The sequence below is a fragment of the Amycolatopsis sp. La24 genome (genome assembly GCF_029087445.1).
Lineage (GTDB): Bacteria > Actinomycetota > Actinomycetes > Mycobacteriales > Pseudonocardiaceae > Amycolatopsis > Amycolatopsis nivea.
This window is the reverse complement of the sequence record NZ_JARACH010000063.1, coordinates 23,458-45,100: the sequence shown is the minus strand read 5'-3', so window position 1 is coordinate 45,100 and position 21,643 is coordinate 23,458. Positions and strand designations below refer to the sequence as shown.

Genomic DNA, 21,643 nt, shown 5'->3' with positions numbered 1-21,643 from the left:
CACGGACCGAAGGGCCTTCATGTCAGAGCCGTCCTCCCCCGAGTCGTTCTCGTCCGAGTCCTCCGTGTCCGATGCGGCCGGTGCGCTTTCCGCGCCGGGTTCCTTCGTGGCCGCCGAACTGGCCTCCCAGCCGCAGATGTGGCGCGCCGCCGCGGACTGTGCCGGGCCGGCCGCCGGAGTGCTGCCGCAGCCTGGCGAGCGGGTGGCCGTCGTCGGGTGCGGGACCAGCTGGTTTGTCGCGATGAGCTACGCCGTCGCGCGGGAGCAGCGGGGTCTCGGCGTCACCGACGCGTTCGCCGGGTCCGAGTACCCGGCCGGCCGCGAGTACGACCGGGTGGTCGCGATCTCCCGGTCCGGCACCACCACCGAAATCATCGAACTGCTGTCCGCGCTGGCCGGGCAGCGCACCACGCTGATCACCGCGGTGGGCGACGGGCCGGCGGCCTCGGTCGCGGCGGAAGTGGTCGAGTTGCCGTTCGCCGACGAACGTTCGGTGGTGCAGACCCGCTTCGCCACGAGCACGCTCGCGCTGCTGCGCGCTGGCCTCGGCGACGACATCGACGAGCTGGCGCGGCAGGCTGAACGCGCGCTGCTGGAACCGGTCGACGATCTGCTCGACGCCGAACAGGTCACCTTCATCGGGCGCGGGTCCGCCGTCGGCATCAGTTGCGAGGCCGCGCTGAAGACCCGGGAAGCGGCGCAGTTCTGGGCCGAGGCCTATCCCGCGATGGACTACCGGCACGGCCCGATCGCCATCGCGCAGCCCGGCAGGCTCGTGTGGTCGTTCGGCGAGACCCCGGACGGGCTGGCCGCCGAGATCGCCCGCACCGGCGCCCGGTTCGTGCACCACGATCTCGACCCGCTCGCCGGGCTGGTCGTGGCGCAACGGTTCGCGGTGGCGCTCGCGCGGCGGCGCGGGCTCGATCCCGATCGGCCGCGGTCGCTGACCCGTTCGGTCATCCTCGCCTGATGGCCGTCCTCGGCGTCGACGTCGGCGGCACGACCGTGAAGATGCGCGTGACCGACGGCCGCTCCGTGTCCGCAGAATGGCGCGAACCGACCCCGTTCGGCGACCCCGCGGCGCTCGCCGACCTGGTGGCCCGGGCCGCCGCGCGCTACCCGGTCGAGGCGGTGGGCCTGGTGGTCCCGGGGATCGTGGACGAGCGCGCCGGACGGTGCGTGAAGGCGGTCAACCTCGGCTGGGACGACGTTCCGGTCCACGACTTCGTCTCCGCTCGCCTCGACGTCCCGCTCGCGTTCGGGCAGGACGTCCGCGCGGGCGCGCTCGCCGAAGCCCGCACCGGAGCGGCGGCTGGCGACTCAGGCCCGGTGCTGTTCGCCCCGGTCGGCACCGGCTTCGCGACCGCGCTGGTGGTGCGCGGCGAGGTGCTCGACGCGGGCCCGTGGGCAGGCGAAGTCGGGCAGATCCGGCTGCCCGACGGCCGCCGCGTCGAGGAAGTCGCGTCGGCGTCAGGACTCGCACGCCGAGCCGGAGCCCCGGACGCGGCCGCTGTCGCCGCACGGGTTCGCGACGGAGACCCGGCGGCGGTCGAGGCGTGGGACGAGTGCGTCCGCGCGCTCGCGGAGCCGATCGCCTGGGCGACCGCCGTGGCCGGCTGCACCACCGTGGTCGTCGGCGGAGGCCTCGCCGAGGCGGGTGCCCTGCTGCTCGACCCGCTCGCCCGCGAGGTCGCGCATCGGCTCGGGGCGCTGCGCGCGCCTGCGATTGTCCAGGCGCACCACGGGGATCGGGCCGCTGTGGTGGGTGCGACGTTGTTGGCACTGCCATGATCATCGTCGCCACGCCCAACCCCGCGGTCGACATCACCTACCGGGTCGGCGCCCACATCCTCGGCGGCACGAACCGGGTGCTCGACGTGCAGCGGCGCGCTGGCGGCAAAGGCGTGAATGTCGCCCATGTCCTTGCGGCACTGGACATTCCCGTGCACGCAGTGCTCCCGCTCGACGGCGACGCGGGACGCTGGCTCGGCTCGGCGCTGGCGGTTCCGTTCGACGCGATTGCGTGCGAAGCCGAGACCCGGTCGACGGTCACGGTCATCGGCGACGGACATCCCACGGTGTACGCTGAGCCGGGGCCTCAACTGTCCGCCGCGGAATGGGAACGGTTCGCGGCGTTACTCGCCACCCGGCTGCGGGACGCGGAGCTGCTCGTGATTTCCGGTTCCCTGCCCCGGAACGCCGCGCCGGAGCTGGTCGGCGACTGGGTTCGGCTGGCCCGGGAAGCCGGGGTCCAGGCACTGGTCGATTCGTCCGGGCCCGCGTTGCTGGCCGCCGCGCGGGCCGGGGCCGACGTTAAGCCGAATCGCGAGGAACTCCTGTCCGCCACCGGTGCCGTCGATGAAGCCTCGGGTGCCGCGGAGTTGTCCAGGCTCGGGGCCGGGCTGGTTGTGGTGTCGCGGGGCGAGGACGGCATCGCCGCCTACACCCGGGCCGGGGTCGTCGCGGTTCCTGTCGTGCCCGGTGTGCGCGGCAATCCCACCGGTGCCGGGGACGCGGCGACCGCCGGACTGGCCGTGGCGCTCGTGCGCGGGCTGCCGTTGCACGAGGCGCTGCGCCATGCCGCCGCAGCCGGTGCGGCCGCGGTGTTGCGTCCGGTCGCCGGAGAGATCGACTTGTCCGCGTACCGCCGATTCCTGAACGGAGCGTCCGCATGATCACCCGTCCCGCCTTCGCCCGGTTGCTCGCCTCGGCCCAGGACCGGGGCGGCGCGGTGGGCGCGTTCAACGTGATCCTGCTGGAGCACGCCGAGGCCATCGTCTCCGGAGCCGAACAGGCGCGGTTGCCGGTGATCCTGCAGATCAGCGAGAACTGCGTGACCTATCACGGCGGGCTGGCGCCGATCACCGCGGCGTCGCTGGAGATCGCGCGCCGGGCGTCGGTGGAGGTGCTCGTGCATCTCGACCACATCGAGGACACCGGGCTGGTCCGCGAAGGCATCGAACTGGGCGTGCACAGCGTGATGTACGACGGTTCGCGACTGTCCTATGCGGACAATGTGTGCAGCACCCGCGAGGTGGCGGACCTCTGCCACGCGGCGGGAGTCGCGGTGGAGGCCGAGCTGGGCGAGGTCGGCGGCAAGGACGGCGTGCACTCGCCGGGTGCCCGCACCGATCCGGACGAGGCGGCGGAGTTCGTCGCCGCCACCGGGGTCGACGCGCTGGCCGTGGCGGTCGGCACGTCGCACGCGATGCTGTCGCGCACCGCCGCGGTCGACCGCGGGCTGGTGACGCGGCTGCGGGACGCCGTCCCGGTTCCCTTGGTGCTGCACGGATCCTCTGGGCTTTCCGACGACGAACTGCGCGGCGCGGTGGCTGCCGGGATGGCGAAAATCAACATCTCGACGCACCTCAACGGGCTGTTCACCGGCGCGGTCCGGCAGTTCCTGGACGAACAGCCCGAGGCGGTCGACCCGCGCAAGTACGTACGGCTCGGCCGTTCCGCGGTGGCGGCGGAGACGGCGCGGCTGCTCCGGTTGCTGGCCGGGTAAGGGAAACCGGGAGGTTAGGGTCAGGCTGAACGCGGTGCCGGAAAGCGGCACCGCGCGGATCTGCCTGCCGCCCACCGGATCCGGCCCGGCGGGCACCCCCGGACCTCGATACCGACGGAAGTCTGCTCCACCGCTTCGGCCGGTGACTTTCGCTGCCTGAGTGCGCTATACAGAAGCGCCATGTGCATTTTAATGCGCAAGAGAGGTATGCAATGAGCAGATTTAAGCAATCGCTGCGATGTCTGGCCTCAGTGCTGGTTCTGCTGGCCGTCGCGACCCCCGCCTCCGCCCACGCCGCCACCGCCCCCGCCGGGCAGCTCGGCGACCTGACCGGCGTCTCCGCCGACGGCCCGGTGACCACCCTGACCGCGGGCGCCGCGGCCGTCCGGGTCAGCTTCCCCTCGGCGGCCGCCGTCCGGGTCTGGCTCGCGCCGGACGGGACCTTCACCGATCCGGCGGGCAGCAAGATCGTGCTGCCGAACGGCAAAGCGCCCGTGCCGCCGAAGCGCACCGACCGAGGCGCCTACTGGGCCATCGGCACAGGCAAGGCCACGCTCCGTGCCTACAAGCACCCGTTGAAGTTCGCCCTCTACGACGGCGCGGACCGCAAGCAGCTCTGGGCCGAGTCCGCGCCGCTGTCCTGGACCGGGGACACCACCACGCAGACGCTCGCCCGCGGCGCCGCCGAACAGTACGTCGGGGGCGGGGAGCAGAACGGCCGGTTCAGCCACCGCGACCAGACCATCAAGATTTTCGCCGACGACAACTGGAACGACGGCGGCGCGCCCAACTCCCAGCCGTTCTACGCCTCGACGGCCGGGTACGGCGTGCTGCGCAACACCTTCTCCCCGGGCAGCTACTCGTTCGCCGATCCGGTCCGCACGACCCACGACGAGCGCCGCTTCGACGCCACCTACGTCGTCGGCGACGGGCTCAAGGACGTCATCTCCGGCTACACCGACCTGGTCGGCAAACCCTTCCTCCCGCCCATTTACGGCCTGGAGACCGGCGATTCCGACTGCTACCTGCACAACGCGAACCGCGGCGAGCGGCACACCCTCGACGCGGTGAAGGTCGCCGAGGGCTATCCCGAACACGGCATGCCCAACGGCTGGATGCTGGTCAACGACGGCTACGGCTGCGGCTACGAAAACCTCCAGCAGACCGGCGAAGGCTTGCGGGACAACAAGATGCAGCTCGGTCTGTGGACCGAGAACGGCGTGCCCAACCAGGCCGAGGAGGTCAAGGCCGGAGTCCGCGTGCGCAAACTGGACGTCGCGTGGGTCGGCCCCGGTTACCAGTTCGCCCTCGACGCGTGCGACACCGCGCACAAGGGCATCGAGGACAACAGCGACGCGCGCGGGTTCGTCTGGCAGCCGGTGAGCTGGGCGGGCGCGCAACGATGCGGCGTGCTCTGGAGCGGAGACCAGTCCGGCTCCTACGACTACATCAAGTGGCAGATCCCGACTTACGCCGGTTCGACGCTGTCCGGCATCGCCTACAACACCGGCGACATCGACGGCATCTTCGGCGGCAGCCCGCAGACCTACGTCCGCGACCTGCAGTGGAAGTCCTTCCTCCCGGTCGCGATGACCATGGACGGCTGGGCGAAGTCGGACAAGCAGTCCTGGCGCCAGGGCGAGCCCTTCACCTCGATCAACCGCAAGTACCTGCTGCTCAAGGAACGGCTGCTGCCCTACACCTACAGCTACTCGGTGCAGGCGCACCAGACCGGCGTCGGCCAGGTCCGGCCGCTGGCCCTGGAGTATCCCGACGACCCGAACGCCTGGACCGACAAGGCGAAGTACGAATTCCTCTCCGGCACGGACTTCCTGGTCGCCCCGGTCTACGACAGTTCGTCCGTGCGCAACGGCATCTACCTGCCCAAGGGCACCTGGACGGACTACTGGAGCGGCAAGACCTACACCGGTCCGACCACTGTGGACGGTTACGACGCGCCGCTGGACAAGCTGCCGTTGTTCGTCCGCGGCGGCGCTGTCGTGCCGATGTGGGCGGAGGGCACGACGTCCTGGCAGACCCGCGACAAGAGCCGGCTGGACGTCGACGTGTACCCGCAGGGCAAGAGCAGCTTCACCCTCACGGAGGACGACGGCGTCACGCGCGGCTACCAGCGCGGCGAGCAGGCCCGGCAGACGTTCACGGTGGACGCGCCGGGGTCCGGTCCGGGCACGGTGACCGTCGGGATCGGCGCGAGCGCCGGGTCCTATCCCGGCAAACCGGCGGCGCGGAACTACCAGCTGTCCGTCCACACGGGAACGAAACCGGCGGCGGTGCTGGGCGGCCACGGCATGCTGCGGCAGTACGCCAGCAAGGCGGAGCTGGACCAAGCCCGTCCGGCTGGTGGTACGACCCGTCCGCGCGCGGCGTGGTGCGGGTGAAGACCGGCTCGGTCGATTCCGGTGCCGCTCAGGACATCCGGCTGCTCGGGGCGAGCGCCGTCGGCGGGTTCTTCCCCGCCGACGACAACGCCTCAGTGCGGCTTTCCGCTCCCGCGACGGCCGCTCCGGGCCAGGCCGTGTCGGCAACCGCCAGCTTCACCAACAGCACCCCGCTGCCGGTGCGTGACGTGGCATTGTCCGTGCAGGCCAACGGTTTCCACGCGGAGGCATCGCAGGCTCCGGCGCTCGTGTGGCCGGGTCAGACGGTGCAGGTGCCGGTGCGACTCACCCCGGACGCGGGTCTGCGTCCGGCGGACTACGAGCTGACCGCCACCGCGAAGTACCAGGCCCGGCTGAGCACGCACGAAGCGACCGGGTCAGCGATGGTCACGGTGCCGTACGCAACGGTGGCCGCGGCATACGGGAACGTCGGGGTCACTGACGCGGCACACGCCGCGAACGGCGACCTCGACGGCAGCGGCAGCAGCTTCCGCGCGGAGGGCCTCGCCGAAGCGGGCTTGAAACCGGGAGCGCAGTTCACCGCGGACGGCGCTCAGGCGACCTGGCCCAACGCCGGGACCGGGAAGCCGGACAACGTCGTCGCTGGCGGCCAGACCGTCGCCGTGCAGGGCAGCGGCGCCAAGCTGGTCCTGACCGGCACTGGGACCGGGTCCGCGGCGAAGGGGCAGGTCGTCGTCCGGTACGCCGACGGCAGCACGAGCCAGGCCGAACTCGGCTTCCCGAACTGGTGCTGCGCCGACCCGGCCCAGTACGGCGCGACCACGGTCGCCTCGGTGCAGGGCAAGAACACGAAGTCCGGTCCGGCCTATCCGACGGTGGCCTACCGGGTGTTCGCGAATTCCGTCCCGCTCGACCCGGGCAAACGGGCCGTCGCGGTCACCCTGCCGTCGAACTCGGCGCTGCACGTTTTCACTGTCGCGATCGCCTGACCGTCCGTGAAGGGCTCCTTGCGGGAATCAGATTCCTTCAAGGAGCCCTTCACGGACAGGCGGATGAGGTCAGCGGCGCGGCGTCAGCTGCACGATCTGCTCGCCCGCGGTCCGGCCGTCGCCGGCCAGGCTGCCGGTGCGGTCGGTCCAAGCGCGCACCGGCGTGGTCTCGCTCCGCCGTCCCGGCTCGGCCGAAAGCGCCAGCACCAGCCCGCTGGAGCGGTTGACCAGCCGTGTCCCGCCGTTCGCCGGGACCAGGAACCATTGCTGGGCAACGCCGGAACCGGCGCTCACGGTCGGCGCGGTCCCCCAGGCACGGCCCGGAACTCCCAGTGCCAGACCGCTCGCGGGGTTGGTGATGCGGTAGGAACCGTCTCCGACCGGGGTGAACCGCCAGTTCGCTCCATCGCCGGCCAGCCACGAGGGCACGGACGTGGTGCCGGTGCGGCCCGACTGGGCGAGCACGCGACCGGAGCCGATCCGATAGACGCGGCCCGGGTCGACCAGGGACGCGGCCGGTGCGGCGGACGTGATGGTCACGTCCGCGTAGACGCCGTCGCGGCCGTCCGTGCACGAGATCGAGCAGTACGACCGGAAGGTCTTGCCCACGATCGTCCCGGTGGTCTTGCTCCCCGAGTCGACGAACCAGCGGTACCACGACTGGTCCCGGTACGAACCGGTGTCGCCGATCAGCCGCCATTTCGGGTTCGCCAGGTCCTCGGTCGCGTAGAACCGCTGCGGCCCGACCGAATCGACCGCCTCCGGCTCGCCGATGTACAGCCCGAGGTGCGCGTCGTAAGCGATGTTCATGACGAACAGGTCGGATTTCCGCGGCAGCGTTCCGGCGGCTACCTGCTGGGCGGCGGTGCCGGTGTTCGCCGGGTTGTAATCCTTCTCCGGCGGCGTGTATCCGAGCGGGTCGACGTCCGTGGGCACGAGGTTGCTTTCCTTGCCGCCGACGCCGGGCTGCGCCCATCGGCCGTCGTACCACTTCTGCCACGTTCCGGTGCCCATCTTCCCGGACATCGGCGCGCGGGCCACGTGCGCGAGGCCGCTGAACCCGCCGCCGCCCTGACCGGCCTTCGTCACGACGCGGGAACCGTAATAGACGTAGAAGTAGCCGGACTTCGGATCGGCGAACAACCGCGGATCGCCGTCGCCGTAGTCGAACGTCTGGTTCGGGAACGCCGCCGTGTCGCCGCGTTTCGTCGAGTACGGCGACGTGATCGCGTGCCCGCCGATCCGCCAGGTGCGGCCCCGGTCGGCCGACACCGCCCAGTCGATCGCGTCGTAGTGGGAGAACGAATAGGCGCCGAAGGGTTCCGGGGTGAACTCGTTGTGCACCAAGCCGTACCAGTCACCGGTATCCGGATCGACCCAGGCGCCGACGAGATCGCAGAAGTTCTTCTGGGTGTAGCTCGACCCGGCGGGCGGGTCGGTCGCCTCGCGTCCGGTCGGGCTCGTGTTGCACCGCCAGGTGGTGTCGTTGTTGCGGTCGCGCGGCTCGGCCGGGTTCACCGCGTCGCTCAGGCTCGCGTCGCGCTTGGCCGAGTCGAAGTCCTTGCCGGTGTAGAAGTCCCAGACCCGCGGGCCGTCCTTGCCGTAGAGGGCGGCGGACTGCTGGAAATAGAAGGTCCCGTCCCGGTCCAGGAACGGGGCGGCCGGCGTGTCCGTCGGGTACGGGTATTCGGCGACGGCCCCGACCGACACGGAGTAGCCGGGGTCGGCGTGCGCGGCCAAGGGCACGGTGCAGGTCCCGGCGGTGAGGGCCAGGACCGCACCGGCGGTCAACGATGTGCGGAAGCGTGGCATGGCTCGGTTCCTCGCAGGCGATCGGCATCAACAACCGACAAGAACGAACAAGTTCACACAGCTTTAGTGATCGATTGTGCACTGTCAACCCGCCATTCGACCTGCTTCGAGCAGGTCGGGCCGTTGCCGCCCGTGGGTCACGATGCCACCGCGAACCTGAGGGAAAATGTTGACAAGTGATTGGTAAGCGCCAAAAATGCGCAGCAACACGCACTGAGTGTGTGGTCTTCGACCTCGATCAGGTGGTGGCTGATGCGGTTTCACAAGCTCGTGGGCTCGACCTTAGCGGCGACGCTGCTGCTCGCCGGGTGCGGCAGCGGCGACGCGGCGGGCGACGGCACCGGGGAGAACGCGCTCCCCGGCGCGGCCGAGTTCCTTTCCTCGCCCTGTCCGGAGCCGGCGGCGAAACCGGCCGGCGGCGGGCAGCTCGTGTACTGGTCCATGTGGACCGCGGACGAGCCGCAGGGCAAGGTGCTGCAAAAAGCCCTGAAGTGCTTCCAGGACAAGACCGGTGTGAAGGTCGACGTGCAGTGGCTCGGCCGCAAGGCCTACACCCAGAACCTGGTCCCGGCGCTCAACACCGGCACCGTGCCCGACCTGTTCGACCAGGACGTCAGCAAGGTCGGCGCGGCGATCATGACCCCGGGCGGCACGCAGAGCCTCGACGACGTGTACGGCATGAAGATCGGCGAAGGCGACAAGACGGTCAAGGACGTCCTCTCCCCCACCTCGTACGACTTCCCGCAGAACAAGGACCGCGAGGGGCACAGCTTCCTCGTGCCGTACGAGATCCAGTCCAGCGCCTGGTGGTACGACAAGGCGACGGCGGGCGCCGTCGCCGCCCCGAAGACCGTGGACGAGCTGATCGGCCTGTTCGACAAGGCGAAGGCGGACGGCAAGGCGGCGCTCAGCCAGGACGGCGACATCCCGTTCTACAACATGTACTACTTCACCCAGCTGGCCGAACGCTACGTCGGCGCGGGCGGGCTGGCGAAGGCGGCGCAGGACCCGACCGGCCGCGCGTGGACCGACGTGCCCGGGTTCCGCGAGGCCGCCGCGCAGACCGCACGGATCTCGAAGTACTTCATCGACGGCTGGGACGCGGCCAAGTTCCCGCAGATCCAGCAGCGCTGGGCGGACGGCGACGCGCGGTTCCTGTACGTCGGCACCTGGGCGCCCAGCGAAACCCGCGAATACCTGGACAAGCAGGGCGCGGGCACGAAGATCGACTACGGCTCGTTCCAGTTCCCGATGCCGCCCGGCGCCACGCACGACACCGTCGAGCAGATGTCGATCGGCTTCGCTGTGCCCAAGAAGGCCAAGAACGCCGACGCGGCCAAGGCGTTCATCGCCTACTTCCTCAACAAGGGCAACCTCGCCGGCATCCCCGCGGTGGCCGACAACCTGGTGCCCCGGCCCGACCTCGCGGTGCCGGACGACCTGAAGCCGGTCAAGACCGTGATGGACGACCAGAAGAAGGAGCACGTGCTGCAGTACGACGGCATCGACGCGATCGCCGGCGGCAAATGGCAGACCGACGTGTTCGACCCCGCCGACACCGCGCTGCTCAAGGGACAGCTGACCCCGGAGGCGTTCGTGGCGCAGCTCGCGCAGAAGTCCGCCGCCTTCTGGAAGAACCAGCACTGATGGCGACTGTCACGGAGGCGGCCCGGACCGGGCGGCGGCCCGCGCTCGGGCCGCACCTGAGCCGCAAGCGCAAGCTGTTCTGGCCGTTCGCCGCCCCCGCGCTGGCGCTCTACCTCGCGTTCCTGGTGCTGCCGACGATCGCGACCGTGGTGCTCAGCTTCACCAGCTGGTCCGGCGCGGGCGACACGCCGCGGCCGCAGGGCGTCGGGAACTACGTGCGGATGTGGCAGAGCGACGCGTTCCGCTACGCCTTCGGCAACACGCTGATCTACGTCTTCCTCGGCGGCATCGGCACTTTCCTGCTCGCGTTCCTGTTCACCATGGTGCTGCGGGACATGCGCGGCGGGAAGATCGTGCGGGCGATCCTGTTCTTCCCGAACATCGTCGCCCCGGTCGCGCTCGGCATGTTCCTCGGCTTCGTGTTCAAGTACCAGCCGGGCAAGCAGGGGCTCGCCAACTACGTGCTGGAGCACCTCGGCGCGGACGCGGCGAAGTTCCTCGCGCCGGAGAACGTGACGGGCGTCATGACCGCGTCGCTGATCTGGGCCAGTTCCGGCTTCTACATCACCATCCTGATGGCCGCGGTCGACCAGATCCCGCCGTACCTCTACGAGGACGCGGACCTCGGCGGGGCCTCGCCCTGGCAGAAGTTCCGCTCCATCACGCTCCCGCTCACCTGGGACGTGGTGGGCGTGGCCGGGGTGCTGTGGACGATCAACGCGCTCAAGATCTTCGAACTCGTCTTCGTGCTCGCCGGGCCGGGCACCTACGCGCCGCCGAACCGGGCGTGGACGCTCGGCATCTACGTGTTCGACCGGACCTTCGGCTCGAACGGCACGCCGGACTTCGGCGCGGCCTGCGCCTGCGCGGTCGCGATGATCGCGCTCGTCTCGATCCTCGTCGTCCTCCTGCGCCGGTTGATGCGCCGTGACGCCATCCAGTTCTGAAGGAGACCCCGTGACCGTCACGGAAGCACCGCCGCGCCGCTCCGCCCCGGGCAAGCCCCGGCGCACCCCGCCGCGCCGTCCCCGCCCGGCTCCCGGCAGCCACAGGCTCAGCCCGCTGCGGCTGCTCGGCTCCGTGCTCGTGTGGCTGTTCACCGCGGGCAACCTGCTGGTGCTGTACTGGCTGATCACCGCGTCGTTCAAGACCCCGGTGGAGATCTTCACCAAGCCGTTCGCCCTGCCGTACCAATGGTTTCACGTCGGCAAGCCGTTCCGGAATTTCGTCTACGCCTGGAACAACGCCGGATTCGGCGACGCCGTACTGTCCACAGTGGTCCTCGTCGGGCTGGCGACGGTCGCCACGGTCGCGGTCTCCGCACCGTGCGCGTACGCGCTGACCCGGCTCGGGGTGCGCGGTTCGGGCGTGCTGACCAACGGCGTCGCGATCGGCATGGGGGTGCCGTTCCAGACCGTGATCATCCCGCTGTTCGTCGCGTTCAGCGAAATCCACCTGGACAACCAATACGGGCTGTTCGTGCTCTACGTCGCGCTGTCGATCCCGTTCACAGTGTTCCTGCTGACCGGGTTCTTCCGCTCGCTGCCCGACGAAATCGAAGAGGCCGCGGTGCTCGACGGCGCCTCGCCGGTGCGGGTGTTCGTGTCGGTGGTGCTGCCGCTGGCCCGCGGCGGCGTGGTCACCGCACTGACGCTCAACGCGATCGGGCTGTGGAACGAAACCCTGCTGGCGATCGTGTTCCTCAAGGACCAGGCCCACTTCACGCTCTCGCGCGCGCTGTTCACCTTCTACGGCGCGGCGAGCTACCAGTCCGAGTACGGCGGGCTGATCGCCGGGGTGGCGATCGTCGTGCTCCCGATGCTGCTGCTCTACGTCGTGCTCGCCCGCCGGATCATCACCGGCCTGACCCTCGGCGCCGGAAAGTAGGACTTCGATGGCCACCGTGAGCTTCACCGACACCACCCGCTACTACGCCGGGGTCGAACGCCCCGCGGTGGACGGGCTCGACCTCGAGGTCGCCGACGGCGAATTCCTCGTGCTGGTCGGCCCGTCCGGCTGCGGCAAATCGACCACCCTGCGGATGCTCGCCGGGCTGGAGGGCGTGGACGAGGGCTCGATCCGCATCGGCGACAAGGACGTCACCGAACTCCCGCCGAAGGAACGGGACATCGCGATGGTGTTCCAGAACTACGCGCTCTATCCGCACATGACCGTCGCGGAGAACATCGGTTTCCACCTCAAGCTCGCGCGCATGCCGAAGGACGAACGGGAACGCCGCGTCCGCGAAGCCGCGACCACCCTGGACCTGACCGAATACCTCGACCGGCGCCCGGCGAAGCTGTCCGGCGGGCAGCGGCAGCGGGTGGCGATGGGCCGGGCGATCGTGCGGGAGCCGAGCGTGTTCCTGATGGACGAGCCGCTGTCCAATCTGGACGCCAAGCTGCGGGTGCAGACCCGTACGCAGATCGCCTCGCTGCAACGGCGGCTCGGCACCACCACGCTGTACGTCACGCACGACCAGATCGAGGCGATGACCATGGGCGACCGGGTCGCCGTGCTGCGCGACGGCGTGCTGCAGCAATGCGATTCCCCGGTCGGGCTGTTCGAGCGGCCGCGCAACGTGTTCGTCGCGGGCTTCATCGGCTCTCCCGCGATGAACCTCATCGAGACCACAGTGGACGGTTCCGGCGCGGCGGCGGGCGACGGCACGCTCCCGCTCACCCCCGCCCAGCGGTCCGCGCTGACCGGGCCGGGGATCGTCGTCGGCGTGCGGCCGGAAGGCTGGGACATCGGCGGTGCCGGATATCGCGCGGTCGTGGAAGTGGTCGAGGAACTCGGCAGCGACCAGTACCTCTACTGCCGGACCGGGGACCGGGTGCTGACCGTCCGGACCCCGGGCATGGCGCCGTGGAAACGCGGCGAGGAAATCTCGCTGGCCCCGCGGACCGGCGCGGCGCACCTGTTCGACGCCGCCACCGGCGAACGGCTGCCGGACGCATGAGCACGATCACCCGCACCGAACTCGTGCTCCCAGCGGCCGAACTCGGCCCGGAGAATCCGTTGCCGCCGCTGCGGCGGACCGAACCGGCGGCTTCCGTGTCCAACGTGGACGAACTGCCCGCGGACCTGGCGGCGAACCTTTCCTACGGCAGGCTGGACACCGTGCTGCCGTGCCGGATGCAGGACGGGTACGGCCGCGACCGGACCGAACAGCGGCTGCCCGCGCTGGTGCTGGAGAACGAGCGGCTGCGCGCCACCGTCCTGCCCGGGCTCGGCGGGCGGCTGCATTCGCTGCTGGACAAGGAAACCGGCCGGGACCTGGTGTACCGCAACCCGGTGTTCCAGCCGGCGAACCTGGCGCTGCGCGACGCGTGGTTCGCCGGCGGCGTCGAGTGGAACCTCGGCAGCACCGGGCACACCACGCTGACCTGCGCGCCGATGTTCGCCGCCGAAGCACCCGGCCCCGGCGGCGAACCGGTGCTGCGGCTCTGGGAGTGGGAACGCACCCGCGACCTGCCGTACCAGCTGGATTTCTGGCTTCCCGACGGATCGCGGCAGCTGTTCGTGGGCGTGCGGATCCGCAACCCGCACGCCCACGACGTGCCGGTGTACTGGTGGTCCAACACCGCGGTCGCGCAGACGGCCGGGACCCGCGTGCTGGCCCCCGCGAGCAAGGCCTGGCACTACGGCTACTCCGGGCGGCTGGAACTCGTCGACGTCGCGGACGAACTCACCTATCCCGCGCGGGCCAAGGCGGCGGCCGACTACTTCTTCGAGGTCGGCGGTCCGCCGTGGATCGCCGCCGTCGACGCAGCCGGATACGGGCTCGGGCAGGCGTCCACGGCGCGGCTGCGCGGGCGGAAGCTCTTCGTGTGGGGCGAATCCGCGGGCGGGCGGCGGTGGCAGGAATGGCTCGCCCCGGGCATGGAGGGGTACCTCGAAATCCAGGCCGGGCTGGCGCGGACGCAGCTCGAACACCTGCGGCTGCCCGCGGGCGCCGCGTGGGACTGGCTGGAAAGCTACGGCCCGGTCGCGGCCGACCCGGAGATCGCGCACGGACCGGACTGGCCCGCCGCGCTCGCCTCGGTCGCCGCCGAACTGCCCGCCGCGGAGGAATTGGACCGGCGCTGGCGCGAATGGCGCGCGGTCGCGGATGCTGCGCCCGGAGAAATCCTGGCGACCGGATCCGGCTGGGGCGCGCTGGAAACCCGCCGGATGCTGACGGAACTGCCCGGCACGCCGTATCCCGAGGACAGTCTCGGCGCGGCCCAGCAACCGTGGCTGGATTTGCTCGATGGCGTGGCGCCCCGGGGCGACCCCGCCGCCGAACCGCCGGACACCCTGGTCAACCGCCACTGGGCCGAACTGCTGGAGGCGGTGCCCGACGAAGGTTGGCTCACCTGGTACCACCGGGGAATCGCGCGCTGGGCGGCAGGCGACCGCGACGGCGCGAAGGCCGCGTGGCACCGGTCGGTTGAGGCAGAGCCGAACGGCTGGGCATGGCGCAACCTCGCCGTCGCCCAGGACGATCCGGCGCGCACCGCGGAGTACTACCGGCAGGCACTGGACCTGCTGCCGAAACTGGCTCCGCTCGCCGTGGAAGCCGTCGCCGCGCAGCTCGCCGCCGGAGATCCCGGCACCGCGCGGGAAATGCTCGAGCCGTGGCCGGCCGAGGGCCGGTTCGCGTTGCTGCGGGCGCGAACCTCGCTCGCGCTCGGCGATCGCGAAGGGGCGCGCGAGGTCTACGAGCGCGGCTTCACCGTGCCCGGGATCCGCGAGGGAGAGACGTCGCTGAGCGATGTGTGGCACGCGATCTCGCCTGGCCCGCTGCCCGCCGAATACGATTTCCGGATGAAAACCGGTGGTGGGGCCGGATGAGCGCGACCGGCCAGATGGGTGAACAATGGCGCGGCGGCGGGCGCGCAGGGAATGGGTCGAAGGGAGCACAAGCCGATGGCTCGGCATGAACGGTTGAGCACACTGTTGGACCTCTTGGCGAAGCGGGAGAAACTCGACGTCGAAGAGGTGGCCGCGGAGCTGAACGTCTCCGCCGCCACGATCCGCCGCGACCTGGACCATCTCGCCGAACAGCAGCTGCTCACCCGCACCCACGGCGGAGCCGTCGCGAACGACCTCGCCTACGACCTGCCGCTGCGGTACAAAACCGCCCGCCACGCCCCGGAAAAACAGCGGATCAGCGCCGCGGCCGCGGCACTGGTGTCCAACGGCATGGTCGTCGGCCTCAACGGCGGCACCACGACCGCGGGCGTGGCGCGGGCGCTGGCCATGCGCGCGGATCTCGCCGACGCCCCCGGCCTCACCATCGTGACCAACGCGCTCAACATCGCGCACGAGCTCGCGGTGCGGCCGAACATGAAGATCGTCGTCACCGGAGGGGTCGCCCGCCCGCAGTCCTTCGAACTGAGCGGCCCGCTGGCGACCCTGGTGCTCAGTCAGCTCAGCCTGGACCTGCTGTTCCTCGGGGTGGACGCGCTGCACCCGGCCGCGGGCGCGTTCGCCTGCCACGAAGGCGAGGCGGACATCAACCGGCTCATGGTCAACAACGCCGCCCGCGTGGTGGCGGTGGCGGACAGCTCGAAACTCGGCCGCCGCGCCTTCGCCCGCATCTGCGACATCACCGACATCCACGAAGTCGTGACCGACAGCGACGCCGATCCCGACGTCACCGCCGCGCTCAAGGCCGCCGGAATCCCGGTCCAGATCGCCTGAAACCCGGCTCCGGCCCGCCGTCCGCCGCTGCTCCCGCGGACGGCGGTTCTGTCGTGCCCGAGTCCATTCAGGACACCCCCGTTCCGCGACCCGTTCCCGCTCACCGGGCCTTGACAAAGCCGCTGCGCGATGTGCTTACTACTGCAAGTTCGAGCGTCACCTTGAGCATATTCACGCAGAATAGGAGGCTCCAGTGCCTCGACGACTCGCGTACGCGGCGGCCGGGCTCATCCTCACCGGCTCCGTCGCGACTCCTGCCGCGGCGCAACCGCTCACCTCGATCTCCGTGCCGCGCGGTCCCGACTCCCCCGGCTACCAGCTGCGCATCGACACCGCCCGCCTCGGACTGAGTCTTACCCGCGGCGGCGAACAATTGCTGCGCACCGCGTCCGACGCGTTCACCTTCGACGGCGGCGTGGCGACGCGCGTGCGGTCGATCTCGCGAGACGGCGCGACCGTCGTCGCTACCGCCGACAGCACGGCGGGCCGCCCGGTGACCCTGCGGATCACCCCGCACCAGGACCGGTTCGATCTGAAGTGGACAGTGGACGGACTCGCCGCCGGACAGCGCGCGACCCACTTCGACCTCACGACGTCCGGCTACTGGTACGGCGGCGGCGAAACCAGCGAAGGGAAAGCCCAGCCGTATCCGCTTTCCGCCGGAACGGTGGACGAGCCGGAGTTCTCCCCCGCCAGCTACATGATGCAGGAACCCTACTTCTTCACGTCGAAATCGGTCGGGCTTTTCGTTCGCACCGCGCAGCCGATGAAAGTCGCGATGGCAGGCGGCCGCGCCGACCTGACCGTGACGAACTCCGCGGAATACTCGAGCACGGTGTTCGTGGAGTCGAACCGCCGAGCGGTGTACGACGACTACGTCGGCGAGGTCGGCAAGCCCGCCAAGAGCGACGCGACCGACGCCGAGTACGCGAGTCCACTGTGGAATTCCTGGGCGCAGTACTACCGCGACATCGACCAGGACAAAGTGCTTTCGTGGGCACACGACCTGAAAGCCGCGGGCGTCGCCGGGCACACCGTGCAACTCGACGACAAATGGGAATCCAACTACGGCAACCTGACCTTCGACCCGAAGACGTTCCCGGACCCGAAGAAACTGGCCGACGGCATCCACGCGATGGGCCAGAAGTTCGGGCTGTGGACCACGTTCTGGATCAACCTCGACTCGGCGAACTACGCCTACGCCCGCGACCACGGCTATCTGGTGCGCGCCAAGGGAAATCCGGCCCAGCCGTGCACGGTGACCTGGTGGAACGGCACCGCGGGCATCATCGACCTCGGCAATCCGCAGGCCCGCGAGTGGTACACCGGCAACCTGCGCAAGCTGATGGCCGACTACGGCGTCGACGGCTTCAAGTTCGACACCCGCTTCTTCGACGACCGCTGCGCCGCCACCGGGAACCTGACACCGCAGGACTACCAGAAGCTCGGCGCGGACATGACCGACGCGTTCGACCAGCAGGGCGCGGGCATCCGCACGCACTGGGGCAACCAGCGCTACGGCTTCGTGATCCGGGCGGTCGACGCGGACACCACGTGGGACGGCCTGCGCACCTCGCTGCGCCGGGCGTCGGCGATCTCGGCCAACGGCTACCCGTTCGTCGAGACGGACATGATCGGCGGCTCGAACAGCATGCCGCCGCCGTCGCGCGAGGTGCTCGTGCGCTGGGCGCAGGCCGCGTCGCTGATGCCGCTGATGTACGCGTCGACGTCCCCGGTGACCACGGTCGACACCACCACCGGCAAGCCAGTCGCCTACCCGGCCGACACCGCGAAACTGTACGCCAGCGCGGTCCGCACCCACGCGAAACTGGCGGGCTACCTGAAAACCCAGGTACAGCAAGCGGTCGCGGACGGCACGCCGATCATGCGGCCGGTGTACTTCGACTTCCCCGCCGACCACCGCTTCGACACCGTCGACGACGAGTGGATGCTCGGCCCCGCCCTGCTGGCGGCCCCGATGATCACCGCGGGCGCCTCCCGCGACATCGCGCTGCCTTCGGGACTGTGGTTCGACCCGCACACCAAGCGAGTCGAAATCGGCGGCCGGACCCTGCACGATTACGCGGCGCCGCTGGACACGACGCCGATGTTCGTCCGGATCGGCGCTCCCGGCTGGACGGAGCTCGCGGCGAAGCTGTAAGTCGCCGACTGGGCGGTCATTCGGCGTCTCGGCGGATGACCGTGACCCCCGCAGCTCGCCCGCATTTCCGCCGCGCACCTCGCCGCCTGTCGGCAATCGGTGGAAACGCTGGGCGAGTTGTGTTCTTTCACGGCGGGAACTGACCGGAGCCGACGACTAGACCCTCGCGCTGCTGCGGCGCGGGTTCGACGGCGACGAAGAAGTCAATCCGGCCTACCGAGACGTCCTCTACTCGATCGACGGACATCCGGTGACCGCGCTGGAGCCACGGCACGTCGCAGCGTTGCACGGCATCACCCGGAGTCGGTCCGCGCCGTCGTGCCGTCGTCCCCGGAGCAGATCGAGGCCGAGCTGGCTCGCTCGCGCGGACGGTAACCGGCGACCTAGCGGGGCAGCATTCGGCGCGATTTCTATGCGGAAGCCGGGAGCTGGCCGTCGCGCTGTGGTGGGACTGACCCGTCAAAGCCCCCGCAAGACCCGCTCCAGCGCCGCCCGGCCCGCAGGTCCCCAGTGCGGTTTCCCGCCGGGCAGGCCCTGGTCCCCGTTCTGTCCCATGAGGATCAGGAAGAGGCTCTTCGTCGCGGCCAGCCCGCGGGCACGCCGGATCGCCGCCTCGTCCGCCCGCGCGTAGCTCTCGAAAAACCGCGCGGCCGTGCCCGTGGGGAGCAGCACCCAGGCGGCGGCGAGATCCCACGCCGGATCACCGGCGAACAGGTCGCCGAAGTCCACGATGCCCGAGAGGGTTCCCTCCGAGACAACAACATTCGCCGGATGCAGGTCGCCGTGCACCCACACCGGCGGACCCTCCCACGCGCGGGCCGCGACGGCGTCGTCCCGGACTGCCCGGACGTCGTCCGCGAGGCTGTCGAGGGCAACAGCCTTAAAGAACTCCTCGAAGCCGCCCGTGCAATCCCGGGGATGGGCACCGCGATCCGCGGCGATCGGCGCGTCGGCGGGGGCCTCCACGTGGAGCGCCCGGAGGAAATCCGCGAGCGTGTCAGCTGCGTGGGCGCCGCGGCTGATCGTGCCGTGGTCGAGCGGTTCGCCGGGGACCCACGTCATCACGGTCCAGTGCTTGGGGAAACGCTCGGACGGTTCGCCGAACCGCACGGGCGCCGGCACCGGGAGCGGCAGACGCGGGGCCAGCACCGGCAGCCACCGGCGTTCCTTGAGCTGAAGCTGCGGGGTGGGGTCCATCCGCTGCATGCGGACGGCGAGTTCGTCCCCGAGCCGCCACATCTGGTTGCCCCAGCCGCCCGCCACCTCGCGGATCGGCAGACCGGCCAGGTCCGGATGCTGGTCCCGGAGCAGGTCGCGGACCAGATCGGCGGTGACCTCGGGGGTGGGCATGGGAAGGGACAGTACCGAGACGGCGGCCGACGCAGCCTGACCGGCCGCAGTCAAGATTGCCTCCACTTCCCGCTTGACACGATCTGCAGTGCGCGCTATAGAAATGGATATACGCGATAGCTGACCTGGGTGCCGAAACTACGTAGCCGGGGAGTGGTCGACGATGCCGGACACCATCAGCCGCCAGGGCGCGACTGCCCGCGAATTCGTCGAGCTGATCTGCTCCGATCCAGTCTGGTTGCGCGCCGAGTTCGAATCAATCGTGACCGCCGCTGTGCTCCCGCCGTTGCACCCCAACGACTTTCCCCCGCGCAGCACCGGAAACCCAGCCGAGGAGCGGGTTCCGGCGAGCTTGTGGCGGGCTTGGCCGCCAGAGCACCGGGAGCGTTCTCCTCCGGCAAACCGCAGGCACCACACCCGACAGCCGTGACATCTCTGGGGAGGTGATACCGGAGACGGGGAAGGTCTGCCACGACGCCCGGCCGAAGAGGCTCGCACAGCCCCGGCATCGCGTCTCGTGACGTGGTCCCGCGACCGCCCCGCCGCAGCACAGCACAGCACGGTTGCTTTTCACCCGAACTGGTTCCGGCCCCGCCGCTTGCGTCCGGCGGGGCCGGATCTCCGCGACAGCCCCGACAAGCGAACGCCCGCCCCGGCGGCGGGCACGTGGGAAGGAGAAAGGGAGGCGCATGGTCATGTTGATGCGAACTGACCCGTTCCGGGAGCTCGATCGGCTGACCCAGCAGTTCTTCGGCGGCAACGGCACCGCCACCCGTCCGGCGGTGATGCCGATGGACGCCTACCGGTCCGGCAACGACTACGTCGTGCAGTTCGACCTGCCCGGCGTCGCGCCGGAGTCGATCGACCTGGACGTCGAACGCAACGTGCTGACCGTCAAGGCCGAACGCAGGCCCGACTACGGCGAGGACGCGGAGGTCCAGGTCTCCGAGCGGCCGCGCGGGGTGTTCTCCCGCCAGCTGTTCCTCGGCGACACCCTCGACACCGACAGCATCAAAGCCGACTACGACGCGGGCGTGCTCACCCTGCGGGTGCCGATCGCCGAACAGGCCAAGCCGCGCAAGATCGCCATCGGCGGCAGCGGCGGAGCCAAGCAGATCCGCGCCTGACCGTCTCGATACCGGCCCCGCCCCGCGGCGGGCGGGGCCACGAGCTCTCCGCGGTTTCCCGCCCCGCAGCGGCGCCGTGCTGCGCCCGCTCGGACGAGGACTGTCCAATCGCGACGTCGCCGCCGGGCAGGGCCGTTCGGCTGAATCGCTTCGACCGGTGATTGCCGGGAACTCGTTGAGGAAAGCGGCAATACTCAACGGAGGTCGTACTGGATGTCGATCCCCGAACCCGGCCCTCCGTTGCTGTTGATCGTCAGCCATCCGTGGTCGTACACGTCCGCGAGCTTGTACTCGAACCCGAAGTCGTACTTCTTGTCTCGGCCGAACGTCCCCGGCATCTCCCCCAACTGCATCGCCCCGTGCGGCGATTTGCTCTCGCCGCTGTCCGGATCCGTGACGTAGACGACCGGGCCCAGCGCCAGGCTCAGGCCGCTGTTCAGTTCGGAGTCGGTGCTGGTCTCCACGTGCACCATCACCGCCATGACCTGTTCGGAGCCGTACTTCGACCGCTGCTTCGCGATCTTGGTGACGGTGAACGACGGATCCGTCGGCGCGACAGCCGAAGAACGCGAGAAGTGCACGACCTCGCCGACCTTCTTCACCGGATTGCCCCGCGGGCCGGTCGACCCGGCGGACTGTGCCGCCTCGGGCATGGACGGCGCGGCGGACGACGCCTCCGTAGTAACGGTCACGGTGACCGTTGGCGGTGCGCTCGCCACCGCGGCATCGCCATTCCCGGAGCAGCCAGCGGAAAGCGCCGCTGCGGTCGCCACCGCGCAGAGCAGCAACGACGAACTTGGTCTCATCAAGGAACTCCCGGTCGATCAGCATGACGACGCGACCGCACCGAAGGCTTTCTTCTCGATCGCAGCACACAAGTCGCAATGACCCGATCGACCGTTACGAAAGCTGTCCACACCAGAGCGAATCCGTCGCACCTCCGGTCGGCGGTAGCGCGCCACCCCGCTCTCCGCCACCCTGGGCAGTCGAGGACGGGA

Annotated in this window: 18 protein-coding genes; 15 read left to right on the top strand and 3 right to left on the bottom strand. The window is 70.1% G+C overall.

The genetic code is table 11. The annotated features are described in order from the left end of the window. The first annotated feature begins 136 nt into the window (after nucleotides 1–136). From PUT80_RS37770 to PUT80_RS37745, 6 genes are all read left to right on the top strand, one after another. Nucleotides 137–970, top strand: coding sequence for a sugar isomerase (locus tag PUT80_RS37770; protein WP_275294986.1), 834 nt, complete (start codon nucleotides 137–139; stop codon nucleotides 968–970). After that, a complete protein-coding gene (locus PUT80_RS37765) occupies nucleotides 970–1,791 on the top strand; it encodes an ROK family protein (protein WP_275294983.1) in 822 nt (273 codons plus the stop codon). The genes PUT80_RS37770 and PUT80_RS37765 overlap by 1 nt, the downstream gene beginning before the upstream one ends. Further along, complete coding sequence (locus PUT80_RS37760) at nucleotides 1,788–2,675, top strand: PfkB family carbohydrate kinase (RefSeq protein WP_275294982.1); 888 nt, start codon at nucleotides 1,788–1,790, stop codon at nucleotides 2,673–2,675. Before PUT80_RS37765 ends, PUT80_RS37760 begins: the two co-directional genes overlap by 4 nt. Continuing rightward, nucleotides 2,672–3,508, top strand: a complete 837-nt coding sequence (locus tag PUT80_RS37755; protein WP_037811274.1) for a class II fructose-bisphosphate aldolase — start codon at nucleotides 2,672–2,674, stop codon at nucleotides 3,506–3,508. Before PUT80_RS37760 ends, PUT80_RS37755 begins: the two co-directional genes overlap by 4 nt. Before the next feature lie 212 nt (nucleotides 3,509–3,720). Next, nucleotides 3,721–5,907 (top strand): TIM-barrel domain-containing protein, encoded by a 2,187-nt coding sequence (locus tag PUT80_RS37750; protein WP_275294981.1) that lies wholly within the window; start codon nucleotides 3,721–3,723, stop codon nucleotides 5,905–5,907. After that, nucleotides 5,904–6,857 carry an NEW3 domain-containing protein gene (locus PUT80_RS37745; protein WP_275294980.1) on the top strand — a complete coding sequence of 318 codons (954 nt, stop codon included), beginning with the start codon at nucleotides 5,904–5,906 and terminating at the stop codon, nucleotides 6,855–6,857. The genes PUT80_RS37750 and PUT80_RS37745 overlap by 4 nt, the downstream gene beginning before the upstream one ends. A gap of 69 nt (nucleotides 6,858–6,926) precedes the next feature. Here the strand turns inward: PUT80_RS37745 and PUT80_RS37740 are convergent, their stop codons facing one another. Then, nucleotides 6,927–8,669, bottom strand: a complete 1,743-nt coding sequence (locus tag PUT80_RS37740; RefSeq protein ID WP_275294979.1) for an RICIN domain-containing protein — start codon at nucleotides 8,667–8,669, stop codon at nucleotides 6,927–6,929. 252 nt (nucleotides 8,670–8,921) lie between these two features. Between PUT80_RS37740 and PUT80_RS37735 the strand changes: the two genes are divergently transcribed. The 7 genes from PUT80_RS37735 (at nucleotide 8,922) to PUT80_RS37705 (ending at nucleotide 18,168) form a co-directional block, all read left to right on the top strand. Then, nucleotides 8,922–10,316, top strand: coding sequence for an ABC transporter substrate-binding protein (locus tag PUT80_RS37735; protein WP_275294978.1), 1,395 nt, complete (start codon nucleotides 8,922–8,924; stop codon nucleotides 10,314–10,316). Next, the gene (locus tag PUT80_RS37730; RefSeq protein WP_275294977.1) at nucleotides 10,316–11,263 is read left to right on the top strand and encodes a sugar ABC transporter permease; all 948 of its coding nucleotides are present in this window, start codon (nucleotides 10,316–10,318) and stop codon (nucleotides 11,261–11,263) included. Before PUT80_RS37735 ends, PUT80_RS37730 begins: the two co-directional genes overlap by 1 nt. A 10-nt stretch (nucleotides 11,264–11,273) precedes the next feature. Continuing rightward, a complete protein-coding gene (locus tag PUT80_RS37725; RefSeq protein WP_275294976.1) occupies nucleotides 11,274–12,203 on the top strand; it encodes a carbohydrate ABC transporter permease in 930 nt (309 codons plus the stop codon). A gap of 7 nt (nucleotides 12,204–12,210) precedes the next feature. Next, the gene (gene ugpC / locus PUT80_RS37720; protein ID WP_275294975.1) at nucleotides 12,211–13,278 is read left to right on the top strand and encodes a sn-glycerol-3-phosphate ABC transporter ATP-binding protein UgpC; all 1,068 of its coding nucleotides are present in this window, start codon (nucleotides 12,211–12,213) and stop codon (nucleotides 13,276–13,278) included. Further along, nucleotides 13,275–15,155, top strand: a complete 1,881-nt coding sequence (locus PUT80_RS37715) for a DUF5107 domain-containing protein (protein ID WP_275294974.1) — start codon at nucleotides 13,275–13,277, stop codon at nucleotides 15,153–15,155. Before ugpC ends, PUT80_RS37715 begins: the two co-directional genes overlap by 4 nt. 75 nt (nucleotides 15,156–15,230) lie before the next feature. Beyond that, nucleotides 15,231–16,007 carry a DeoR/GlpR family DNA-binding transcription regulator gene (locus PUT80_RS37710; protein ID WP_037811263.1) on the top strand — a complete coding sequence of 259 codons (777 nt, stop codon included), beginning with the start codon at nucleotides 15,231–15,233 and terminating at the stop codon, nucleotides 16,005–16,007. A gap of 193 nt (nucleotides 16,008–16,200) precedes the next feature. Further along, on the top strand, nucleotides 16,201–18,168 hold the full coding sequence (locus PUT80_RS37705) for a glycoside hydrolase family 31 protein (protein ID WP_275294973.1): 1,968 nt from the start codon (nucleotides 16,201–16,203) through the stop codon (nucleotides 18,166–18,168). 459 nt (nucleotides 18,169–18,627) lie between these two features. Here the strand turns inward: PUT80_RS37705 and PUT80_RS37700 are convergent, their stop codons facing one another. Beyond that, entirely contained in the window at nucleotides 18,628–19,518 is an 891-nt protein-coding gene (locus PUT80_RS37700) for an aminoglycoside phosphotransferase family protein (protein ID WP_275294972.1), read from the bottom strand. A 695-nt stretch (nucleotides 19,519–20,213) separates the two neighbouring features. Between PUT80_RS37700 and PUT80_RS37695 the strand changes: the two genes are divergently transcribed. Next, the gene (locus PUT80_RS37695; RefSeq protein WP_037811573.1) at nucleotides 20,214–20,645 is read left to right on the top strand and encodes an Hsp20/alpha crystallin family protein; all 432 of its coding nucleotides are present in this window, start codon (nucleotides 20,214–20,216) and stop codon (nucleotides 20,643–20,645) included. A 194-nt stretch (nucleotides 20,646–20,839) separates the two neighbouring features. Here the strand turns inward: PUT80_RS37695 and PUT80_RS37690 are convergent, their stop codons facing one another. Next, complete coding sequence (locus PUT80_RS37690; protein WP_275294971.1) at nucleotides 20,840–21,298, bottom strand: hypothetical protein; 459 nt, start codon at nucleotides 21,296–21,298, stop codon at nucleotides 20,840–20,842. On the opposite strand from PUT80_RS37690, the gene PUT80_RS37685 reads away from it, so the two are divergent. After that, the gene (locus tag PUT80_RS37685; protein ID WP_275294970.1) at nucleotides 21,297–21,533 is read left to right on the top strand and encodes a hypothetical protein; all 237 of its coding nucleotides are present in this window, start codon (nucleotides 21,297–21,299) and stop codon (nucleotides 21,531–21,533) included. The genes PUT80_RS37690 and PUT80_RS37685 overlap by 2 nt on opposite strands. The last annotated feature ends 110 nt before the right edge of the window (nucleotides 21,534–21,643 follow it).

What these genes read in the sequence shown, in the direction of transcription:
- PUT80_RS37770 (WP_275294986.1), top strand. Translation starts at nt 137, where the DNA reads ATGTGGCGCGCCGCCGCGGACTGTGCCGGGCCGGCCGCCGGAGTGCTG.
- PUT80_RS37765 (WP_275294983.1), top strand. Translation starts at nt 970, where the DNA reads ATGGCCGTCCTCGGCGTCGACGTCGGCGGCACGACCGTGAAGATGCGC.
- PUT80_RS37760 (WP_275294982.1), top strand. Translation starts at nt 1,788, where the DNA reads ATGATCATCGTCGCCACGCCCAACCCCGCGGTCGACATCACCTACCGG.
- PUT80_RS37755 (WP_037811274.1), top strand. Translation starts at nt 2,672, where the DNA reads ATGATCACCCGTCCCGCCTTCGCCCGGTTGCTCGCCTCGGCCCAGGAC.
- PUT80_RS37750 (WP_275294981.1), top strand. Translation starts at nt 3,721, where the DNA reads ATGAGCAGATTTAAGCAATCGCTGCGATGTCTGGCCTCAGTGCTGGTT.
- PUT80_RS37740 (WP_275294979.1), bottom strand. Translation starts at nt 8,669, where the DNA reads ATGCCACGCTTCCGCACATCGTTGACCGCCGGTGCGGTCCTGGCCCTC.
- PUT80_RS37735 (WP_275294978.1), top strand. Translation starts at nt 8,922, where the DNA reads ATGCGGTTTCACAAGCTCGTGGGCTCGACCTTAGCGGCGACGCTGCTG.
- PUT80_RS37730 (WP_275294977.1), top strand. Translation starts at nt 10,316, where the DNA reads ATGGCGACTGTCACGGAGGCGGCCCGGACCGGGCGGCGGCCCGCGCTC.
- ugpC (WP_275294975.1), top strand. Translation starts at nt 12,211, where the DNA reads ATGGCCACCGTGAGCTTCACCGACACCACCCGCTACTACGCCGGGGTC.
- PUT80_RS37715 (WP_275294974.1), top strand. Translation starts at nt 13,275, where the DNA reads ATGAGCACGATCACCCGCACCGAACTCGTGCTCCCAGCGGCCGAACTC.
- PUT80_RS37710 (WP_037811263.1), top strand. Translation starts at nt 15,231, where the DNA reads ATGGCTCGGCATGAACGGTTGAGCACACTGTTGGACCTCTTGGCGAAG.
- PUT80_RS37700 (WP_275294972.1), bottom strand. Translation starts at nt 19,518, where the DNA reads ATGCCCACCCCCGAGGTCACCGCCGATCTGGTCCGCGACCTGCTCCGG.
- PUT80_RS37695 (WP_037811573.1), top strand. Translation starts at nt 20,214, where the DNA reads ATGTTGATGCGAACTGACCCGTTCCGGGAGCTCGATCGGCTGACCCAG.
- PUT80_RS37685 (WP_275294970.1), top strand. Translation starts at nt 21,297, where the DNA reads ATGGACGGCGCGGCGGACGACGCCTCCGTAGTAACGGTCACGGTGACC.
- PUT80_RS37690 (WP_275294971.1), bottom strand. Translation starts at nt 21,298, where the DNA reads ATGCCCGAGGCGGCACAGTCCGCCGGGTCGACCGGCCCGCGGGGCAAT.